15 protein-coding genes are annotated in these 15,220 nt (G+C 62.9%); 5 read left to right on the top strand and 10 right to left on the bottom strand.

Annotated features, from left to right (window positions below):
• Nucleotides 1–6: 6 nt before the first annotated feature.
• From FQ320_RS09060 to FQ320_RS09090, 7 genes are all read right to left on the bottom strand, one after another.
• Nucleotides 7–846: an ABC transporter permease gene (locus tag FQ320_RS09060; protein WP_148471421.1), complete on the bottom strand. Its 840-nt coding sequence runs from the start codon at nucleotides 844–846 to the stop codon at nucleotides 7–9.
• Nucleotides 846–1,772 carry an ABC transporter permease gene (locus FQ320_RS09065; protein ID WP_148471423.1) on the bottom strand — a complete coding sequence of 309 codons (927 nt, stop codon included), beginning with the start codon at nucleotides 1,770–1,772 and terminating at the stop codon, nucleotides 846–848. Before FQ320_RS09065 ends, FQ320_RS09060 begins: the two co-directional genes overlap by 1 nt.
• A gap of 59 nt (nucleotides 1,773–1,831) precedes the next feature.
• Nucleotides 1,832–3,343 carry an ABC transporter substrate-binding protein gene (locus FQ320_RS09070; protein WP_148471425.1) on the bottom strand — a complete coding sequence of 504 codons (1,512 nt, stop codon included), beginning with the start codon at nucleotides 3,341–3,343 and terminating at the stop codon, nucleotides 1,832–1,834.
• The gene (locus FQ320_RS09075; protein WP_187393838.1) at nucleotides 3,340–4,143 is read right to left on the bottom strand and encodes a GntR family transcriptional regulator; all 804 of its coding nucleotides are present in this window, start codon (nucleotides 4,141–4,143) and stop codon (nucleotides 3,340–3,342) included. The genes FQ320_RS09070 and FQ320_RS09075 overlap by 4 nt, the downstream gene beginning before the upstream one ends.
• A gap of 238 nt (nucleotides 4,144–4,381) precedes the next feature.
• Nucleotides 4,382–5,764, bottom strand: a complete 1,383-nt coding sequence (locus FQ320_RS09080) for a HAMP domain-containing sensor histidine kinase (protein WP_148471429.1) — start codon at nucleotides 5,762–5,764, stop codon at nucleotides 4,382–4,384.
• Nucleotides 5,761–6,435: a response regulator transcription factor gene (locus tag FQ320_RS09085; RefSeq protein WP_148471431.1), complete on the bottom strand. Its 675-nt coding sequence runs from the start codon at nucleotides 6,433–6,435 to the stop codon at nucleotides 5,761–5,763. Before FQ320_RS09085 ends, FQ320_RS09080 begins: the two co-directional genes overlap by 4 nt.
• Nucleotides 6,436–6,504: 69 nt before the next feature.
• Nucleotides 6,505–6,837: a PepSY domain-containing protein gene (locus tag FQ320_RS09090; RefSeq protein ID WP_148471433.1), complete on the bottom strand. Its 333-nt coding sequence runs from the start codon at nucleotides 6,835–6,837 to the stop codon at nucleotides 6,505–6,507.
• 480 nt (nucleotides 6,838–7,317) lie between these two features.
• Here FQ320_RS09090 and FQ320_RS09095 point away from each other — a divergent pair, with 480 nt between their 5' ends.
• The gene (locus tag FQ320_RS09095; RefSeq protein ID WP_187393839.1) at nucleotides 7,318–7,953 is read left to right on the top strand and encodes a phosphatase PAP2 family protein; all 636 of its coding nucleotides are present in this window, start codon (nucleotides 7,318–7,320) and stop codon (nucleotides 7,951–7,953) included.
• Nucleotides 7,954–7,957: 4 nt separating this feature from the next.
• Nucleotides 7,958–9,961 carry a bifunctional DedA family/phosphatase PAP2 family protein gene (locus FQ320_RS09100; RefSeq protein WP_148471437.1) on the top strand — a complete coding sequence of 668 codons (2,004 nt, stop codon included), beginning with the start codon at nucleotides 7,958–7,960 and terminating at the stop codon, nucleotides 9,959–9,961.
• A gap of 88 nt (nucleotides 9,962–10,049) precedes the next feature.
• Here the strand turns inward: FQ320_RS09100 and FQ320_RS25620 are convergent, their stop codons facing one another.
• From FQ320_RS25620 to FQ320_RS09110, 3 genes are all read right to left on the bottom strand, one after another.
• Nucleotides 10,050–10,217 (bottom strand): hypothetical protein, encoded by a 168-nt coding sequence (locus FQ320_RS25620; RefSeq protein ID WP_187393840.1) that lies wholly within the window; start codon nucleotides 10,215–10,217, stop codon nucleotides 10,050–10,052.
• A gap of 169 nt (nucleotides 10,218–10,386) precedes the next feature.
• Nucleotides 10,387–11,769 carry a HAMP domain-containing sensor histidine kinase gene (locus FQ320_RS09105; RefSeq protein WP_148471439.1) on the bottom strand — a complete coding sequence of 461 codons (1,383 nt, stop codon included), beginning with the start codon at nucleotides 11,767–11,769 and terminating at the stop codon, nucleotides 10,387–10,389.
• Nucleotides 11,766–12,425, bottom strand: a complete 660-nt coding sequence (locus FQ320_RS09110) for a response regulator transcription factor (protein WP_148471441.1) — start codon at nucleotides 12,423–12,425, stop codon at nucleotides 11,766–11,768. Before FQ320_RS09110 ends, FQ320_RS09105 begins: the two co-directional genes overlap by 4 nt.
• A gap of 116 nt (nucleotides 12,426–12,541) precedes the next feature.
• Here FQ320_RS09110 and FQ320_RS09115 point away from each other — a divergent pair, with 116 nt between their 5' ends.
• Genes FQ320_RS09115 through FQ320_RS09125 form a run of 3 tightly spaced genes read left to right on the top strand, consistent with a single transcriptional unit; the run spans nucleotide 12,542 to nucleotide 15,173 of the window.
• Nucleotides 12,542–12,820: a lipid-A-disaccharide synthase N-terminal domain-containing protein gene (locus FQ320_RS09115; protein ID WP_148471443.1), complete on the top strand. Its 279-nt coding sequence runs from the start codon at nucleotides 12,542–12,544 to the stop codon at nucleotides 12,818–12,820.
• Nucleotides 12,817–14,409, top strand: a complete 1,593-nt coding sequence (locus FQ320_RS09120; protein ID WP_148471445.1) for a glycosyltransferase family 39 protein — start codon at nucleotides 12,817–12,819, stop codon at nucleotides 14,407–14,409. The genes FQ320_RS09115 and FQ320_RS09120 overlap by 4 nt, the downstream gene beginning before the upstream one ends.
• Entirely contained in the window at nucleotides 14,406–15,173 is a 768-nt protein-coding gene (locus FQ320_RS09125; protein WP_148471447.1) for a glycosyltransferase family 2 protein, read from the top strand. The genes FQ320_RS09120 and FQ320_RS09125 overlap by 4 nt, the downstream gene beginning before the upstream one ends.
• The last annotated feature ends 47 nt before the right edge of the window (nucleotides 15,174–15,220 follow it).

A 15,220-nucleotide genomic window follows, 5' to 3' on the forward strand; every position in this document is an offset into this window, starting at 1 on the left:
GATGGGTCAGCGGCGTTTTTCGACCATGTCGCGGACATGATCTCCAAGAACATTCACGGACAGGATGAGGGTAAACAGACAGAGTCCCGGAAATATCGCGATCCACCAGGCAGTGGTCATGTAATTGCGTCCCGAGCTGAGAATCGCGCCCCAGGAAGGTGTGGGCGGCTGCACACCCAGCCCCAGAAATGACAATCCGGCCTCGAACAGGACCATCAGCCCGATCTCCAGCGTGACGACAACCATGATCGGGCCGATGATGTTGGGCAGGATGTGGCGACGGATCACCCAGGGACCAGCGGCACCCATGGTCTGCGACAACCGGACATAGGGAAGCGACATCAGCCCCAGCGTCTGACCATAGGCGACGCGGGCGTAGCGGGGCCAGCGGGTGAAGGCCAGCACGATAACGACGTTGACCAGCCCCGGCCCCATGATCGCCACCGTGATGATCGCCAGCAGAATCGCGGGCACCGACAGAACGATGTCGACGAGTCGCATGATCACCGTGCCGGTGACACCGCGATAATAGCCGGCAATCATCCCAAGCGATGTGCCCACCAGCCCGGACCCGACGACTGAAAGTACCGCCACCATCAGCGACACCCGCGCCCCATAGATGACCCGAGAAAGCAGGTCGCGGCCCAATTCGTCAGAGCCAATCCAATAGGTAATCCCGCGCACGTCGGAGCCCGGTGGTTTGAGACGGCCGAGAAGATTCTGAGAGTTCGGGTTCTCAGGTGCGATCCACGGCGCAAACAGCGCGACCACGACAAAAATCGCCAGAATTGCGTAAAAGATCCTCAGCCGTGGCGGCGCCATGCGTGAGATGAAGGAGGCGGCCATCAGCGTGCTCCGTCCAGGCGGATCCGCGGATCGACCTGAGAATAAAGCAGATCGGCGGCGAGGTTCAGAGCAATCGACACCATCGCACCCAGCAGCACAACGGCTTGCACGATGGGGAAATCGCGCGCTGCGATACTTTGCACCGTCAAAAGGCCAAGGCCTGGCCAGGCAAAGACCGTTTCCACGATCACTGCGCCAGACAAAAGGTTGGCGATTTCAAGCGCGGCGATGGAAATGACCGGAATCGCGCTGTTGCGCAGCACATGGCGGGTGACAACCCGGCCCAGCGGCAGCCCCTTTGCGCGGGCGGCGCGGACATAGAGTTTGGAGAGCTCATCCAGCACCGCAGTGCGCGCGACCCGCGCAAAGGTCGCCATCGTCAACAATGAAAGGGTCAGCGCGGGCAACAGCAGGCTGGATGGCTCGCGCGCGCCCGAGGCAGGCAGCCAGCCGAGCGTGACGGCGAACAGCAGGATCAGCAGCAGACCGGACCAGAACGTGGGCAGGCTCTGCCCCGCCAGAACCAGCCCCATGCCGAGCTTTGACAGGATGTGATTGCGTTTGACCGCCATGAACACCCCCAGCGGCAACCCGACACCAAGGGCCAGCACCAATGCGCCGGCTGCCAGTCTGAGAGTATAGGGCAGGCGCGACTGGATGATGTCCAAAACCGGGACGTTCTGGACAATGGACTGTCCGAAATCCAGCCGCAGCACGCCGCTCATATACTCGAGAAACTGCACCCAGACCGACCTGTCAAAGCCCAGCTTGGTGCGCAGGGCGTCGATGCTCTCTTGGGTTGCGGTTTCCGGCACCATCAGCAGCACCGGATCGCCGGTCAGCCGTTGCAGGAAAAAGATCAAGGCTGTGACGCCCAGAACCGATATGACGGCTTGTGCCAAGCGTTTGGCAAGAAAGGCACCCATAGTTCAGCTTTCCAGCGTGAAAGAGGCCGGGCGCACCGCGGGGATGCGCCCGCAACTGGTCACTCGGACCATTCCATGCGGTTCAGGAACAGGCTTTCGTTCGATGTCGGAGCCCAGACGAGAGACTCGTTCACGCCGTAAAACACCGATGCCTGATAAAGCGGGACCAACGGGATTTCGGTGGCGACATATTCGTGCACCTTCCCGTATTCCGCCAGCCGCGCCTCGGGGTCCAGTTCGACCCGTGCCGCTTCCAGACCTGCGTCAATTTCGGGGTCGCGCACGGCAGACCAGGACGATCCGGAATGGAGCAGCGGATAAAGCACGCCGTCAGCATCCTGACAGGCACAGGACCAGCGTCCAAAGCTCATCTCGGGGCCCTCTGAAGGCTCGCCTCGGGCCTTGCCGAGATATGTCGCCATATCCGTCATCTCGATCCGCACGTTAAGTCCGACTTCGGTCAGCATTTGCTGCAGCGCCTGCACAACGCGCTGGTCAAAAACCGGCGCAGTGGCAAATTGCAGCTCGACCTTGGCCGCGTCGCCCAATTCCTTGACCAGAGCCTTGGCCTTTTCGGGGTTATAACCGGTGCCTTCGAAGCCTTCGACCCAACCGACGTGGGCGGGGGTCAGCATCTGTTGTACCGGTTTGTCAAAGCCACCCGACAGTCCCTCGACGATAAGATCCCGGTCGATGGCATAGGCAATCGCCTGACGCATTTTCAGATCCGACATGCTGGGACGCTGCGGGTTCAGCTTCAGATATCCAACACGCTCAGTCAGAACCGGGCGCGCCTCGACTCCGCCCGATCCGGCAAGCTGTGCGGCGAGGTCAGGATCAAGCGAGACCACGAGATCGGCAGCCCCCGATTGCAGATCCGCGATACGGGTCGAAGCATCCGGCACGGCGCGGAAGGTTGCTGTCTCGAACGGTCCCTTGTCGCCCCAGTAATCGTCGTTGCGGTTCAGCGTCACTTCGACGCCTCGGGTCCAGGAGCCGAAACTGTATGGACCTGACCCGACGGGCGCGAGGTTGAACGCCTCGCCACCCATTTCTTCGACCACAGCGGCAGGGACGATCGACAGCTTGGCAAGCTGCGCGAGCAGCGCCGGATAGGGCGAGGAGGTGGTCAGTTTCACATGGGTGTCGTCAAGTGCTTCGGCATTGGTGATAACGCTGAACTGGCTGATTTGCGGCGAACCGAAATCGGGATTGGTAATGCGCTTGACGGAATAAACCACATCTTCGGCCGTCAGGGGCGAACCGTCGTGAAAGGTCACGTCGTCGCGGATCGTGAAAACCATCTCGGTGTCTGCGGGGCGCTCCCATTCCGTCGCGATCTGTGGTGCAATCTCGCCGTTGTTGTCGCGGGTCACCAGATTGTCAAAGATGTTGCGATAAACGTAATAGCTGTCGGGATTCCACTGCATGTGGGGATCCAGCGATGATGGCTCGTTCACCAGATCGATGGCCAGGTTCTGCGCATCGGCCAGGGCGGGCGCGGACATGGTGCCAAAGGCGGTTCCGGCGGCAAGGGCAAGCGCAAGAAGGCTGCGTCGCGTCGTTTTCATGGTTCTCTCCTGTCGGTTGTGACAATGGCTGGCGGCGTTGGGCGCCGCTTCGTTGTGTAATCCGAGGTGGCGGTGCACCCGAGGCCCGGACCCGCCGAAACCGCATAGGTGTCACCAATCAAGGCATCCGAATGGGCCTGAGTGCGACCTGCCCGGGCCGCAAAGGCTTCGGCGCCGATGCTGAGCGCGGCAAGCATTTCGATCGGCGCGTCCTGCCGTAATGCGTGCAAGAGATCGGCCATCGGCGTTGGCGGAATCGCGAATCCCAATCGGCGGTGCAGGTACAGATCGGCCCTTGCACACATTTGCCAGGTCTCCATCAGCCAGGCGCGCATTCGGGGTTGTGGCATCAGCCCAGCAAGAGCGAGCCGCAAGCGCAGTTCCTGCCAGATCAGTTTTTCGGTCGCGTCAGGGTCGTGCAGATGCAGCAGCGAATTGTAGATCCGTCCCTGGATTTCAAGCTCACGCATCTGGTCGCGATTGGGCCGGGCATCGCGCAGTGTCGGCTCCAGCGTCCGGCGGGCCAATGTGAGATCGGACAGGTGGCGCCCGGTCACCGGAAGAATCCGCCAACCGCGCCGCGCCTCGGCGCTCGCCCAGCCCTGTTCCGCCAGTCGCGCCAGTGCCGCGCGCGTCGCGGCAAGGCTGAGGGCGAAACGCTTGGTCAGCGCGGCTTCTGTGACGATGCTGTCGGGCGGCAGAGCAAGGGACAATATGGCGCTCGCGATCTCGTCACGGGCCAAACCGCCCTGACTGAGGCTGGATCGCCGGGGACCGAAGGGAGAATCCTTGTCGTACATCCTGACAGCATTACCGCAGATCGTAAAAATGTCAAAAGCCAGTTTCAACATTTCCAATCGGGATCTGGCAGAGCTGAGATTATCGCCCCTGCTATCTGACGCCCGCGCCTGCCGATCCGTCGCAGACGAAACCGGGCCGAAATATCCGCGATAGACATCGGCCGACTTGGTTTCTGATAGCGGCGTTGCGGTTTTGACATTCGACGGGGTGTGATCATTCCGCCCTATTCCGTCGCACTCACATCGAAAGCGGCGCGGGAAACGCAATGCGCACCCTCAGGCCGGGTGCGTTGTCCTCCAATGTCAGAAGCGCGCCATGAAGGTGCGAGATCGCCGAGACCAAGCTGAGGCCAAGACCGTTGCCCTCGGTCGTGCGGCTCTGCTCAAGACGATAAAGGCGGCGGAGGACCTTTTCGCGTTCCGCCAGCGGAATGCCCGGCCCTTGGTCCGACAGGGTGAGCGTGACACCGCCAAGGCCCTGCGCGACGATGACTTTGATCGGGCCGCCACCCAGCGCGTGGGTCAGGGCGTTCTGGATCAGGTTGGTGATCAACTGCGATAGAAGTTGCCGGTCGCCCTTGACGATTGCGGTGCCGTCCTCAGGCGCGTCGATGGTCAGCACAAAACCGCGTTCCTCGGCGTCGAGCCCCAGAAAGTCGACAACATCGCGCGCCACATCGGCAAGATCGGTGGGGCGAAACCTGTCGCGCACCGCGCCGCCCTCGATCTGGGCCAGTTGCAACAGCGCCTGAAACGTTCTCACGATGCGGTCGGTTTCGTCCAGTGCGCGATTCAGCAGGCCCTCCTGCCCATCGCTCAGCACGGTTCGGTTGCGCATTTGATCCAAAACGACGGCAACGCGCTGGATCGGTGTTTTCAGGTCATGGGCGATATCGGCCGAAATCTGGCGCATGGAGGAGATCAGCGCCTCTTGCGCGTCCGCCATCTGATTGACCCTGTGTCCGATGCCCGACAGATCGTCCGCGCGGCCTTCGATGCCGTCAACCCGGGCGGACAGAGTGCCCCCGGTGAGATCGCGCAGCGTGCCCTCGATGGTGTCGATCCTGCGCCGCGCCGTGCGGGCGATCCATGCCCCGGCGCATCCGGCGATTATCAATGCGGGCAAAAGCCCCATGAGCAGGACGGAGAGGAAAACCTCGCCCATTTCGACAATCTGTTCGCGGCTATGGGCCACGATCAGTTGACCGCGCCCGACGCGGACGCTCAGCGCCAGATAGCTTTCCGCAAGATCATCGTCGTCGTCACCGGCCTTGATCGCGTCTTCTGGCACCACGGCGAATTCGCGGATCGGTGGAAAGTCCGCGACGTTGGAGATTCGCGCCCCTCGGTCCGGCAGATATTGCAGGATGCGCACCTCGGGGTCGGTATTCGCTGCCGCTTCGGACAGCCGGTTCTCCAGATCATCGGCATCCCGGATCGCCCGATAGTCGCTGACCGTCTGTTCCAGATCCGCCTCAAGCGTCGCGTCGATGTTCCCGCGCGTCACCTCATAGGCCACGGCGAGGCAGCCCAGAGCGGCCACCGCGAAGATCATCAGAAGGATCAGCGTCAGCCGCAGTGGGGTAGAGCGGATGCCGCTCGACCGAAACGGCGCGCTCATCCTTCCCTGATCCGGTATCCCGATCCGCGCACCGTTTCGATCAGTTCGGTGGCAAAGGGTTTGTCGACCTTGCCGCGCAGGCGGCTGATGTGGGTGTCGACCACATTGGTCAACGGATCGTAATGGATGTCCCACACCGCCTCCATCAACATGGTGCGAGTCTGCACACGGCCCTTGCGGCGCATCAGATGCTCCAGCAAGGCGAATTCGCGTGGCAGCAGATCGATCACCTGCCCGGCGCGCGTGACCTTGCGGTGCAGCAGGTCCATCTCAAGGTCCGCGGCTTTCAGGGAGGTCGGATCGCCCTGGGTCCGCGGGCGGCGGCCAATGGCGGCGATCCGGGCGCTCAGCTCACCGAAGACGAAGGGTTTCACCAGGTAATCATCGCCGCCCGCCTGAAGCCCCTCGATCCTATCATCGACGCCACCAAGCGAGGTCAGGAACAGCACCGGCGTCGCATTCTTCGTGGCGCGCAGGGTCTTGACGAGACTCATGCCGTCGAGCCCCGGCAGCATCCGGTCGACCACCATCACATCATAGGTGCCGATGGTCGCCTGCACCAATCCGTCGGCCCCGTTGGCGATCAGATCGACCGAGTGACCCTCTTCGCGCAACCCCTCCGCGATATATGCGCCGGTGGATGCGTCGTCTTCGATGACCAGGATTTTCATGGCTTCCCCAATGGCACAGACCGGCAGAGCATCTGGCCCCGCCGGTTTCAGTGACCTATAACCCGCCGGTCAGTTCTTGTCGTCGTCGTCATCCATGGCAACCGCAGTAACCGATCCGTCGGCAGGGTTCACGGCGACGGTCTTTGTCGTACCGTCGGGCATCGCGACTTCGACTTCGTAAACGCCCGTTGCCGTGTCGTCGGTTTCGAACTCGACGCTCATCGCCTTGCCGCCGGTATCTTTTTCGGCGTCGGTGATCGAGCCGGGGGCGGCCAGAAACGCCTGGATCTCGGGTTTGTCGCCTGCGTCGGAATGTTTGTCGGCCAGTGCGGCGGTGGCTCCGACTGCGCCCAGCGCGATCAGGCTTGCGGCACCGAAGGTCTTGAGTGTCTTGAGATTCATGGTGGTCTCCTTGGGGTTTGGGGCAACAGCAACGCCGCCCTCTGACCCCAAACTATGGGTAGCCCCGGGTCATCGCCTGTCGCAGAGATTACAAATCTTCCATGCGGGGCGGCGTGTCAGGATCGAAGTCTGTGAACATTACACAGATGACATGATCCCGAAACGTCCCCGACACCGAGCGATGGCAGGGAGAGCGGGGAAGGGCATTCATCTTGCGGCCCGAATTCCGGAGTAAATCATGGCGAAACCAATATCGGCACAAGTGGGCGACAACGGCATATCCGGCGCCCTGCCACCCACGCAAAGCTCGCCGAACCGGCTTGCCCGGCTGGTGGTCAGCCAATGACCGGGCGGGCGACCTGCCTTCAGGCGACTGTCTTGCTGATATTGCTTTTGACCCTTGCGAGCGCGGTATTCGTTATATTCCCGCGCCTTGATCTTGCCATCGAGAGCCTGTTTGCGTCACCGATGACTCCTTTTTTGATCAAAGACCTGAAGGTCTGGCAACACGTCCGCACCTTGATGATCGTCCTTACCGATGGGACGGTCGCCACGACCCTCACGCTGATGATCCTGGCCATGCCGTTTTCCCGACTTCGGATCGTCAGGCCGAGGATTCTGGGGTTCATGATCCTCGTATATGCCGTTGTGCCCGGAGTTCTGGTGAATTTCCTGTTCAAGCAACATTGGGGCCGGGCGCGCCCGCGCGATATCCTTGAGTTCGGCGGTGCGGCGCATTTCTCACCGCCGCTTCAGATCGCGGATCAGTGCCGTGGAAATTGCAGTTTCGTCTCGGGTGAAACCAGCGCGCTTTTTACGGTTGCGACATTGATGGTTCTGATCTTCGTGCCGCAGTTGCCGAAACACCTGCGCCGGGGTGCAACCGCCCTGATCGTGGCGGTCGCGACCTTCGGGTCCGGCCTGAGGGTGGCGTTCGGCGCACATTTCGCCAGCGACGTCATCTTCGCGGCCCTCATCGCGACGGGGGCGACAGTCGTGCTGTATATGATCGCTGGCATGGATCGCCTCGACAGCCCGTTTGTGAAACAAGGGGCGCGACGACCGGGCCTTGCCCGCGCGCCAAACGTTCACGCCGTCCAAACACGATTTGATTGACCGTATGCTGCATTCCCTCGACCAGATCCTGCCCTCGCTTCAGTCTCTGGGGCTGTGGACCTATTGGATGCTCGGCCTGTTTGCGCTGCTCGAAGCGGTCGTACTGACCGGGATCGTCGTGCCCGGAACGCTGGTCGTGATTGCGGGCGGGATGCTGGCACAGCGCGGCACGCTGGATTTCTTTGACTTGGTCTGGTTCGTGGCCATTGGTGCGGCTCTTGGCGGCGAGATCAGCTTTCGCCTTGGGCGATGGGCGACAGACGGGCTAAGCCACCGGCACGCATTGTCGGAGTCGCTCCATGCGCGACGCGCAGCCGATCTGTTGCGCCGCCACGGGGCCTTTGCCATCGTGATTGGGCGCTTCTTCGGCCCGCTTGCTTCGTTTGTGCCGTTTTCGGCGGCGATGGCCGGAATGGCGCAGCGGCGATTTTCGATCTGGAACGCGCTCAGCGCCGTGCCCTATGCCCTGATCCTGCCCGCCATCGGCTATGGCGCGGGGCGGGCGCTTGGCACGCTGGGGGCGGCCGCGCCAAGGGCTCTGGCGGTCGGGGCGGCGGGGTTGGCCACCCTCGCGTTCCTTTTGTTTGTGGTGATCCGCCTCCGCCGCGCGTTTCCCTTGCTGGTTGAAATCGCAGGGGCGCTGCGCGACGGTCTGCTGGGCAAACCTGCCGCTCAGGCCGCAATCGGGCGGTTTCCGCGCCTGTCGCGGTTCGTCGCGGCGCGGTTCGGGACCGAGAGGTTTCTGGGTCTGACCGCGACCATCCTCGTCGTGCTGTTTCTCTATATCGCGGGGGCCTGGGCGGATTCGGTGTTCGATTTCCTTGGCGACAGCGAGGTTGTGACCTCGGACTCCCGCGTCGCCAATATGTTGTTCGCGATGCGTGATGCGCGGCTTGTCACCGTATTTGGCTGGATCACGGATGCCGGCGGGCGTCACGGCGTTCTGCCGATGTTGGCAGGGGCGAGCGCGGCCCTGTTGATCCTGCGGCGGTTCGATCTGTTCACCGGCATGTGGATCGCAGCCATTGGCAACCAGTTGACCGTGACCCTGCTCAAAAGCTTTTTCGACCGCCCCCGGTCCGCCCTTGGTTATTTCGTTGAAGCATCGGGCAGTTTTCCCAGCGGTCACGCGGCGGGGGCTGTCGCGGTCTGGGCCATGCTGTTCTATCTGGCATGGCGCACCCGGATTCTGTCGCCGGGAGTGGCTGGCATCGGCGCGGTCACGGTTGCGTTTCTGATCGGACTCAGCCGGGTCTATCTGGTCGAACACTATCTTTCGGACGTGTTGAATGGCTATCTTGTGGGGGCGCTGTGGCTGATCCTTGGCGTGGCCTATTGCGAATGGCGCCGCCGCGATCTGCACCCGCGTCCCACGCCGGCGCGCAGATGGGGTGCAATCGGCTGCGTTGTCGCCGCATTGGCCGTTGCCGGATATTTCGCCTTTACGACGAGTAATCCGCTGAATCCGGCGATTGATCCGCCGTTGCAGACCATCGCGCAACCCGAAGCGTTGTTAGAGACCGGGGTGCTGACCGATGCCACTGAAACACTGCTCGGCGATCCGCGCCAGCGCGTGAACCTTGTCGTTACGGTTCAGGATGCAACCGCGCTGGGCGTCGCCATGCAAGGCGCAGGCTGGTTGGATGCGCCGCGACCCGGTCTGGGTAAACTGGCCGTTGCCGTGTTCGACGACTGGACCGGACGCCCGCTGCCCGATCCGCTGGTCATTCCGACCTTCTGGAACGACCGGCCCAACTTGCTGGGCTTTGCCAAGCCTGCCGGGGGCCAGCCGGACGATACCCGTCTGCACGCACGGTTCTGGGACAGCCGGTACCGCACAGCGACGGGAGCTGTGGTGTTTCTTGCCACCTTGACGCGCGAAGATCCGTTGGAGTGGGCGCTGGATGACGACACGGTCAGCCAAACCGGCCCGGACGTGGGCGCGGCACTGAACCAGCTTGCGACCGATCTGCGGGTGGGCGGGGCGGAGGTTTCGCTGCGCCCCTGACACGCTCTCTGTCGATTGACAGATCCTAGAACCCACCACGACAGCGCCGCGAAAGACGCGTCATTTCCGCGTTTCCGGGCCAGATTTTTCACTTCCCGATCATGCCTCGGCCCGATCCGGCCGCAAGCCGGGCCGAGAGCGTCATAGCGCCGCCGATCACGATCGCGGATACGATGACCACCGCCCCCAACCCGATGGCCGCGAAGGCCACCGCGACACTGATCGCCAGTGCCAGAGATTGTTTGAACCGTCTCATTTTCATCTCCTCTTGTTGATGGGATGTAGATGAGTGCGAACCGCGCCCGTTGCATGGCAGGGACATTGCAAAAATTCAATCTGGTGGGACCATCGGAGCATGACGGCGGCCCGCGCCGAGAAATACCGATGCTGATCCCCGTCGTTAATGGCGCAACTCGGGGCGGACGTTACGATTGTCTGACAACAGGCTTGATTGGCGGGGCATGAAACATCGCCTGAAAGCCGGAATCGCGACCTTCCGGCGGCGAGGATAGCTCGAACGTTCCGCCTGTGTGACGCGCGATGGTGTCGACGATGCAGAGCCCAAGGCCAAAGCCGTTGCCCGATACAGTTCCGCGCTGAAACCGTTTTGTCAGACGCAAAAGTTCGGTCGCGGCAATGACTGGTGAATCGTTGGTGACGCTTAACCAACCCGCCGGCGACAGGGCAACATGGATAGCCGTATCGGGCGGGGCATGTTGAAACGCGTTGTCGATCAGGTTGCCCGACAACATTGCAAAGGCATCCGGATCGATCCGCGACAACACAGGCGCATCGGGCAGGTCGACGTGCAACCGGGCAGCGCGCGCCGGGTCGCGGCGGCTGTCATCAAGGATCAGGTCGAGCAATCCGGCGATGTCCTGCGGCGTCTCGGACAGGCCGATTCCCGCTTCGGCCCGTGCCATCTGCAACAGGCGCACGACAAGTCGCGTCATGCGTTTCAACGCCTCTTCGATGGCGATCAGGCGGGCAGGATCAGCCCCGGACCCTTCGGCGCGCATCCGCTGCACCTGCGCCAGCGCGACGGCGACGGGGGTGCGCAATTCATGTGCCGCGCTGGTGGCAAAGGCGCGTTCGCCTTCCAGAGCGGTGGACAGGCGGATCATGAAACCGTTCAGCGATGCAGTGATCGCGCGCAACTCATCGGCCTGTCCGCCTGCGTCAATCGGATCAAGCCGGGTATCACCACGCTGGGCGATTTCGCTGCGCAACCGGTCAAGCGGGGCCAGCGCCCGCCGCCCGATCCAGCCGACCAACAGCCAGCACAGGGGCAGGATCGCCAGCATCGGGATCAGCAGCGCGAGGAAACTGTCACGGTACGCCTCGGCGCGTTCAGAGCGCAGATCACCGATCTGCATAACGAATCCGTCGTGATTGGGAAACGTCGTGTAAAACACGTGGCTTACGGTTCTGGCGTGCCCCTGCTGCGCAGTTTCGGGATAGATGGTGCCCGGTGGCGCGGCCGAGCGCATCAGCGCCGCTCCGGTGCCATCAAGCAGGCGATAGATCAGCGCATCTTCGGCATCTTCATCTCTGTTGACAGGATCGAACCGTCGGGTGCCGCCGGTCTCGATCGGCAGGGTCACCGGATCGGCGCCGCGCTGGCGAAAATCGGCGGCGATCTGCGGCAGGAACACCTGTGCGGTGCGCTGGATGGTGATGTCGGCCAGTTCGTCCTGTTCTGAGCGCAGCACCAATGCGGTCGCCACCAGAGCCAATAGCCACATCGCCGCAAAACCGAACATGACATAGCGGGTCAAAAGACCTGATATACTGTGTCGCCCGTTCATCGCTTGCCCATCCTGTAGCCAAATCCGCGCACCGTTTCGATCGCGCCGCGCCCCAGCTTGGCCCGCAGGCGCGACACATGGACCTCGATCGCGTTGCTTTCCACCTCTTCGCCAAAGCCATAGACCGCGTCTTCCAACTCGGCCTTTGTCACGGTGATATCGGGGCGGCGGCTGAGACGGTCGAGGATTGACCATTCCTTGCGGGTCAGGCTGACCGGTGCATGGGAGAGGAAAACGGTTTTCGCGCCCGGTACGATGCGCAGGTCGCCGAACTGGCGTTCGGGCGCGCGATTGTTGTCGGCGCGGCGCAGGATCGCCAAAACCCGCGCCAACATCTCGTCCAGATCATAGGGTTTCACCAGATAATCGTCGGCCCCTGCCTCAAGCCCCTCGATCCGCTCGGTGATCCGGTCGCGCGCCGTCACGATCAGCACCGGCGTCGTCGCGCCCCGGTCGCGCAAGTCGCGCAGCAGGGTCAGGCCTTCACCATCGGGCAGACGCAGATCCAGCAGGATCAGATCATACGCAGTGGCGCGCACCGCCGCCTGACCATCCTCCAGCGTCATCGCAATGTCAGCGGCATGACCGGCCGCGCGCAGATGATCCGCGACGGCAGTGGCCAGATCCGGTTCGTCCTCGATCACCAGTAATCGCATGTCGTTTCCGTTCTTCGGATTCGTCCCCCTCATAGGGCTTCTGTCAGCGTTTCGTAAGGTTGCAATGGAAAGACCGATCCGACGGCGACGGGCCGGGCGCAATCGAAGCGGGCGAAATGTCACAAAGCAGCATCTGGATCGGGATCGGATTTCTCGGGCAACTTTTCTTCACCTCGCGGTTTCTGGTCCAGTGGATCGTCAGCGAACGGCGCCGCGAAAGCGTCATTCCGCTGGCGTTCTGGTGGTTCAGCCTGTTGGGCGGTGTGACCCTTCTGTCCTATGCAATCTGGCGGCAGGATCCGGTGTTCATCATGGGGCAGGCGACCGGGCTTGTCGTCTATGTGCGCAACCTGACCCTGATCGGGCGCAAGCGACATGGCGAGGCGGCCGCATGACATCTGACGCCGCGCCGCGCTGGGCCCTGCTCGGCTTCTTCCTTGTGGCCGTCGCGGGGGTGTTGTTGCGCCCGCTGATCCCGGTGGATGAAACGCGATATCTTGCCGTGGCATGGGAGATGTGGGGCAATCACAACTATCTCGTGCCGACGAAGAATTTCGAACTCTACAGCCACAAACCACCGCTGCTGTTCTGGACGATCAACCTTGTATGGGCGTTCACCGGCGTGTCCGAGGTCGCCGCTCGTCTGGTTGGGCCGCTCTATGCCGTGCTCGCGATCTGGCTGACCGGGCGGCTGGCCCGACGGTTGTGGCCCAAGGATGCCGGGATCGGTGGGCGGTCGGTGCTGGTCCTGTCAGGCATGACGGTGTTCGCCATGTCAGGCGGGTTGACGATGTTCGATGCGATGCTGACGGTTGCAACGCTGGCCGGTCTTCTGGCGCTGGTCCATGCGCTTGAGACCGGCGCTGCCCGCTGGTGGATCGCACTGGGCGCGGCGCTTGCCATGGGCGTGCTGGCCAAAGGTCCGGTGATCCTGCTGCACCTTGGACCGGCCATCGTTCTGGCACCCGTCTGGGCGCGCGAGGGCATGCCGTGGCGGATGATGCTGCGCGGTGGTGGCATTGCGCTGCTATCGGCGCTGGGCATTGTCGCGCTTTGGCTGATCCCCGCCATTGTCACCGGCGGTCCGGAGTACCGCGACGCGATCCTGTGGACCCAGAGCGCCGGACGGATCGCCACATCCTTTGCCCATGCCCGGCCATGGTGGTTTTTCGCTGCGCTGCTGCCTGTGCTGCTGTTCCCGTGGGTCCTTGTCCCGGCTGTGTGGAAAGCTGCGTTCATGGCAAGGTGGAGCGAACCGGGTCTGCGTCTTTGCGCCATCTGGGGCCTGTCGGCGCTGGTGTTGTTCAGCGTCATCAGCGGCAAGCAGGTTCACTATCTGATGCCGGAAATTCCCGCCGCCGCATTGATCATCGCGCGTCTTTTGCGGGACCGGCCCGTGTTGAGCCCCGTTTTGAGCCCCGTGTTTCGGCCGGTTCTGGCAAGTGTCCCGCTGATCCTTGCCGTCGGGCTTGCCATGGTGGCGGCTTCGGGGATGGTGGATCTGGGCCGCGCCACGCGGCTGTTCCATCCCACCCCGATCCTGATGGCATGGGGGTTGTTCGTGCTGGCGGTCTGCTGGCTGGCGGTGCGGACCGGCGGGTTGCGCGGTTGTGTGACGCTCAGTCTCGGGGCGGTGCTGTCGCTGAACCTGCTGGTCGGGCTGACCGATACCCGGGCGATTTATGACACGCACCGTATCGCCGGGTTGATCGCGCCATTTCAGGATCGCGGCATTGCCTTTGCCGGGCGCACCTATAACGCCGAGTTCAACTTTGCCGGTCGGCTGACTTTGCCCGTGGCCCTGCCCGCGGACGCCGTTGCGCTGACGGCATGGCAGGCAGGACACCCGGATGGCGTCATCGTCGGACGTCCCGACGAAGTGGCCCTGAACTGGGCGCCGCACGACGAAATCCTGTTTCGCAATGCCACCTATGCCATCTGGCACGTCGCCGATGCGCCCCTCAGCCCGGAGCCTTCCTCATGAATCCCGACATCAGTATCATCATCCCCGCCCGCGACGAGGTCGTCGCCATTGGTCCGCTGGTCGAAGACATCGGGCGCGTCCTGCAAGGGCAATCGTTCGAGGTGATCGTCATCGACGACGGCTCCACCGACGGGACGCATCATCTGCTGGCAAAGCTGGCAATGACCCACGACTGGCTCACATGGGAACGCACCGAGGATGTGATCGGTCAGTCCGCGTCGATCCGGCGCGGTGTACGGGCGGCGCGGGGCGGCATTGTCGTCACTCTGGACGGCGACGGGCAAAACCCGGCGGATCAGATCCCGGTCGTGCTGGCTCCCTTCGTCAATGCCACGCGCGCTCTGGGGCTGGTTCAGGGGCAACGGCTGGCACGGCAAGACACGCTTGCCAAACGCTGGGCTTCACGCGCGGCGAACATGATCCGGGGAGGCCTGCTGCACGACGGGGTGCGCGATTCCGGCTGCGGGCTGAAGGCGTTCCGGCGCTCAGCATATCTGGACCTGCCGTGGTTCGACCACATCCACCGCTTCATGCCCGCGATGATGCTGCGCGAAGGCTGGGAGGTGCAGGTGGTGCCCGTCACCCACCGTGAACGGGTCGGTGGGATCTCGAAGTACTCCAATCTGGCGCGCGCAATGGCCGGCATCCCCGATCTGCTGGGCGCGGCCTGGCTGATCCGGCGGTCGGGGATGCCCCGGCATCCAGGGGCTGGCCTTGCGGGGCAGGGCGGCGAGCTGCACTCAGGCGCACACAGGCCGACATGACCGACCGCGTGATCTGACTGCGCCGAATGGGGCAAAGGATCGCACCA

Source organism: Oceaniovalibus sp. ACAM 378, from assembly GCF_008085915.1.
Classification (GTDB): Bacteria; Pseudomonadota; Alphaproteobacteria; order Rhodobacterales; family Rhodobacteraceae; genus Oceaniglobus.

Coding starts and splice junctions, on each gene's coding strand:
- FQ320_RS09060 (WP_148471421.1), bottom strand. CDS start 846: ATGGCCGCCTCCTTCATCTCACGCATGGCGCCGCCACGGCTGAGGATC.
- FQ320_RS09065 (WP_148471423.1), bottom strand. CDS start 1,772: ATGGGTGCCTTTCTTGCCAAACGCTTGGCACAAGCCGTCATATCGGTT.
- FQ320_RS09070 (WP_148471425.1), bottom strand. CDS start 3,343: ATGAAAACGACGCGACGCAGCCTTCTTGCGCTTGCCCTTGCCGCCGGA.
- FQ320_RS09075 (WP_187393838.1), bottom strand. CDS start 4,143: ATGTACGACAAGGATTCTCCCTTCGGTCCCCGGCGATCCAGCCTCAGT.
- FQ320_RS09080 (WP_148471429.1), bottom strand. CDS start 5,764: ATGAGCGCGCCGTTTCGGTCGAGCGGCATCCGCTCTACCCCACTGCGG.
- FQ320_RS09085 (WP_148471431.1), bottom strand. CDS start 6,435: ATGAAAATCCTGGTCATCGAAGACGACGCATCCACCGGCGCATATATC.
- FQ320_RS09090 (WP_148471433.1), bottom strand. CDS start 6,837: ATGAATCTCAAGACACTCAAGACCTTCGGTGCCGCAAGCCTGATCGCG.
- FQ320_RS09100 (WP_148471437.1), top strand. CDS start 7,958: ATGCTGCATTCCCTCGACCAGATCCTGCCCTCGCTTCAGTCTCTGGGG.
- FQ320_RS25620 (WP_187393840.1), bottom strand. CDS start 10,217: ATGAGACGGTTCAAACAATCTCTGGCACTGGCGATCAGTGTCGCGGTG.
- FQ320_RS09105 (WP_148471439.1), bottom strand. CDS start 11,769: ATGAACGGGCGACACAGTATATCAGGTCTTTTGACCCGCTATGTCATG.
- FQ320_RS09110 (WP_148471441.1), bottom strand. CDS start 12,425: ATGCGATTACTGGTGATCGAGGACGAACCGGATCTGGCCACTGCCGTC.
- FQ320_RS09115 (WP_148471443.1), top strand. CDS start 12,542: ATGTCACAAAGCAGCATCTGGATCGGGATCGGATTTCTCGGGCAACTT.
- FQ320_RS09120 (WP_148471445.1), top strand. CDS start 12,817: ATGACATCTGACGCCGCGCCGCGCTGGGCCCTGCTCGGCTTCTTCCTT.
- FQ320_RS09125 (WP_148471447.1), top strand. CDS start 14,406: ATGAATCCCGACATCAGTATCATCATCCCCGCCCGCGACGAGGTCGTC.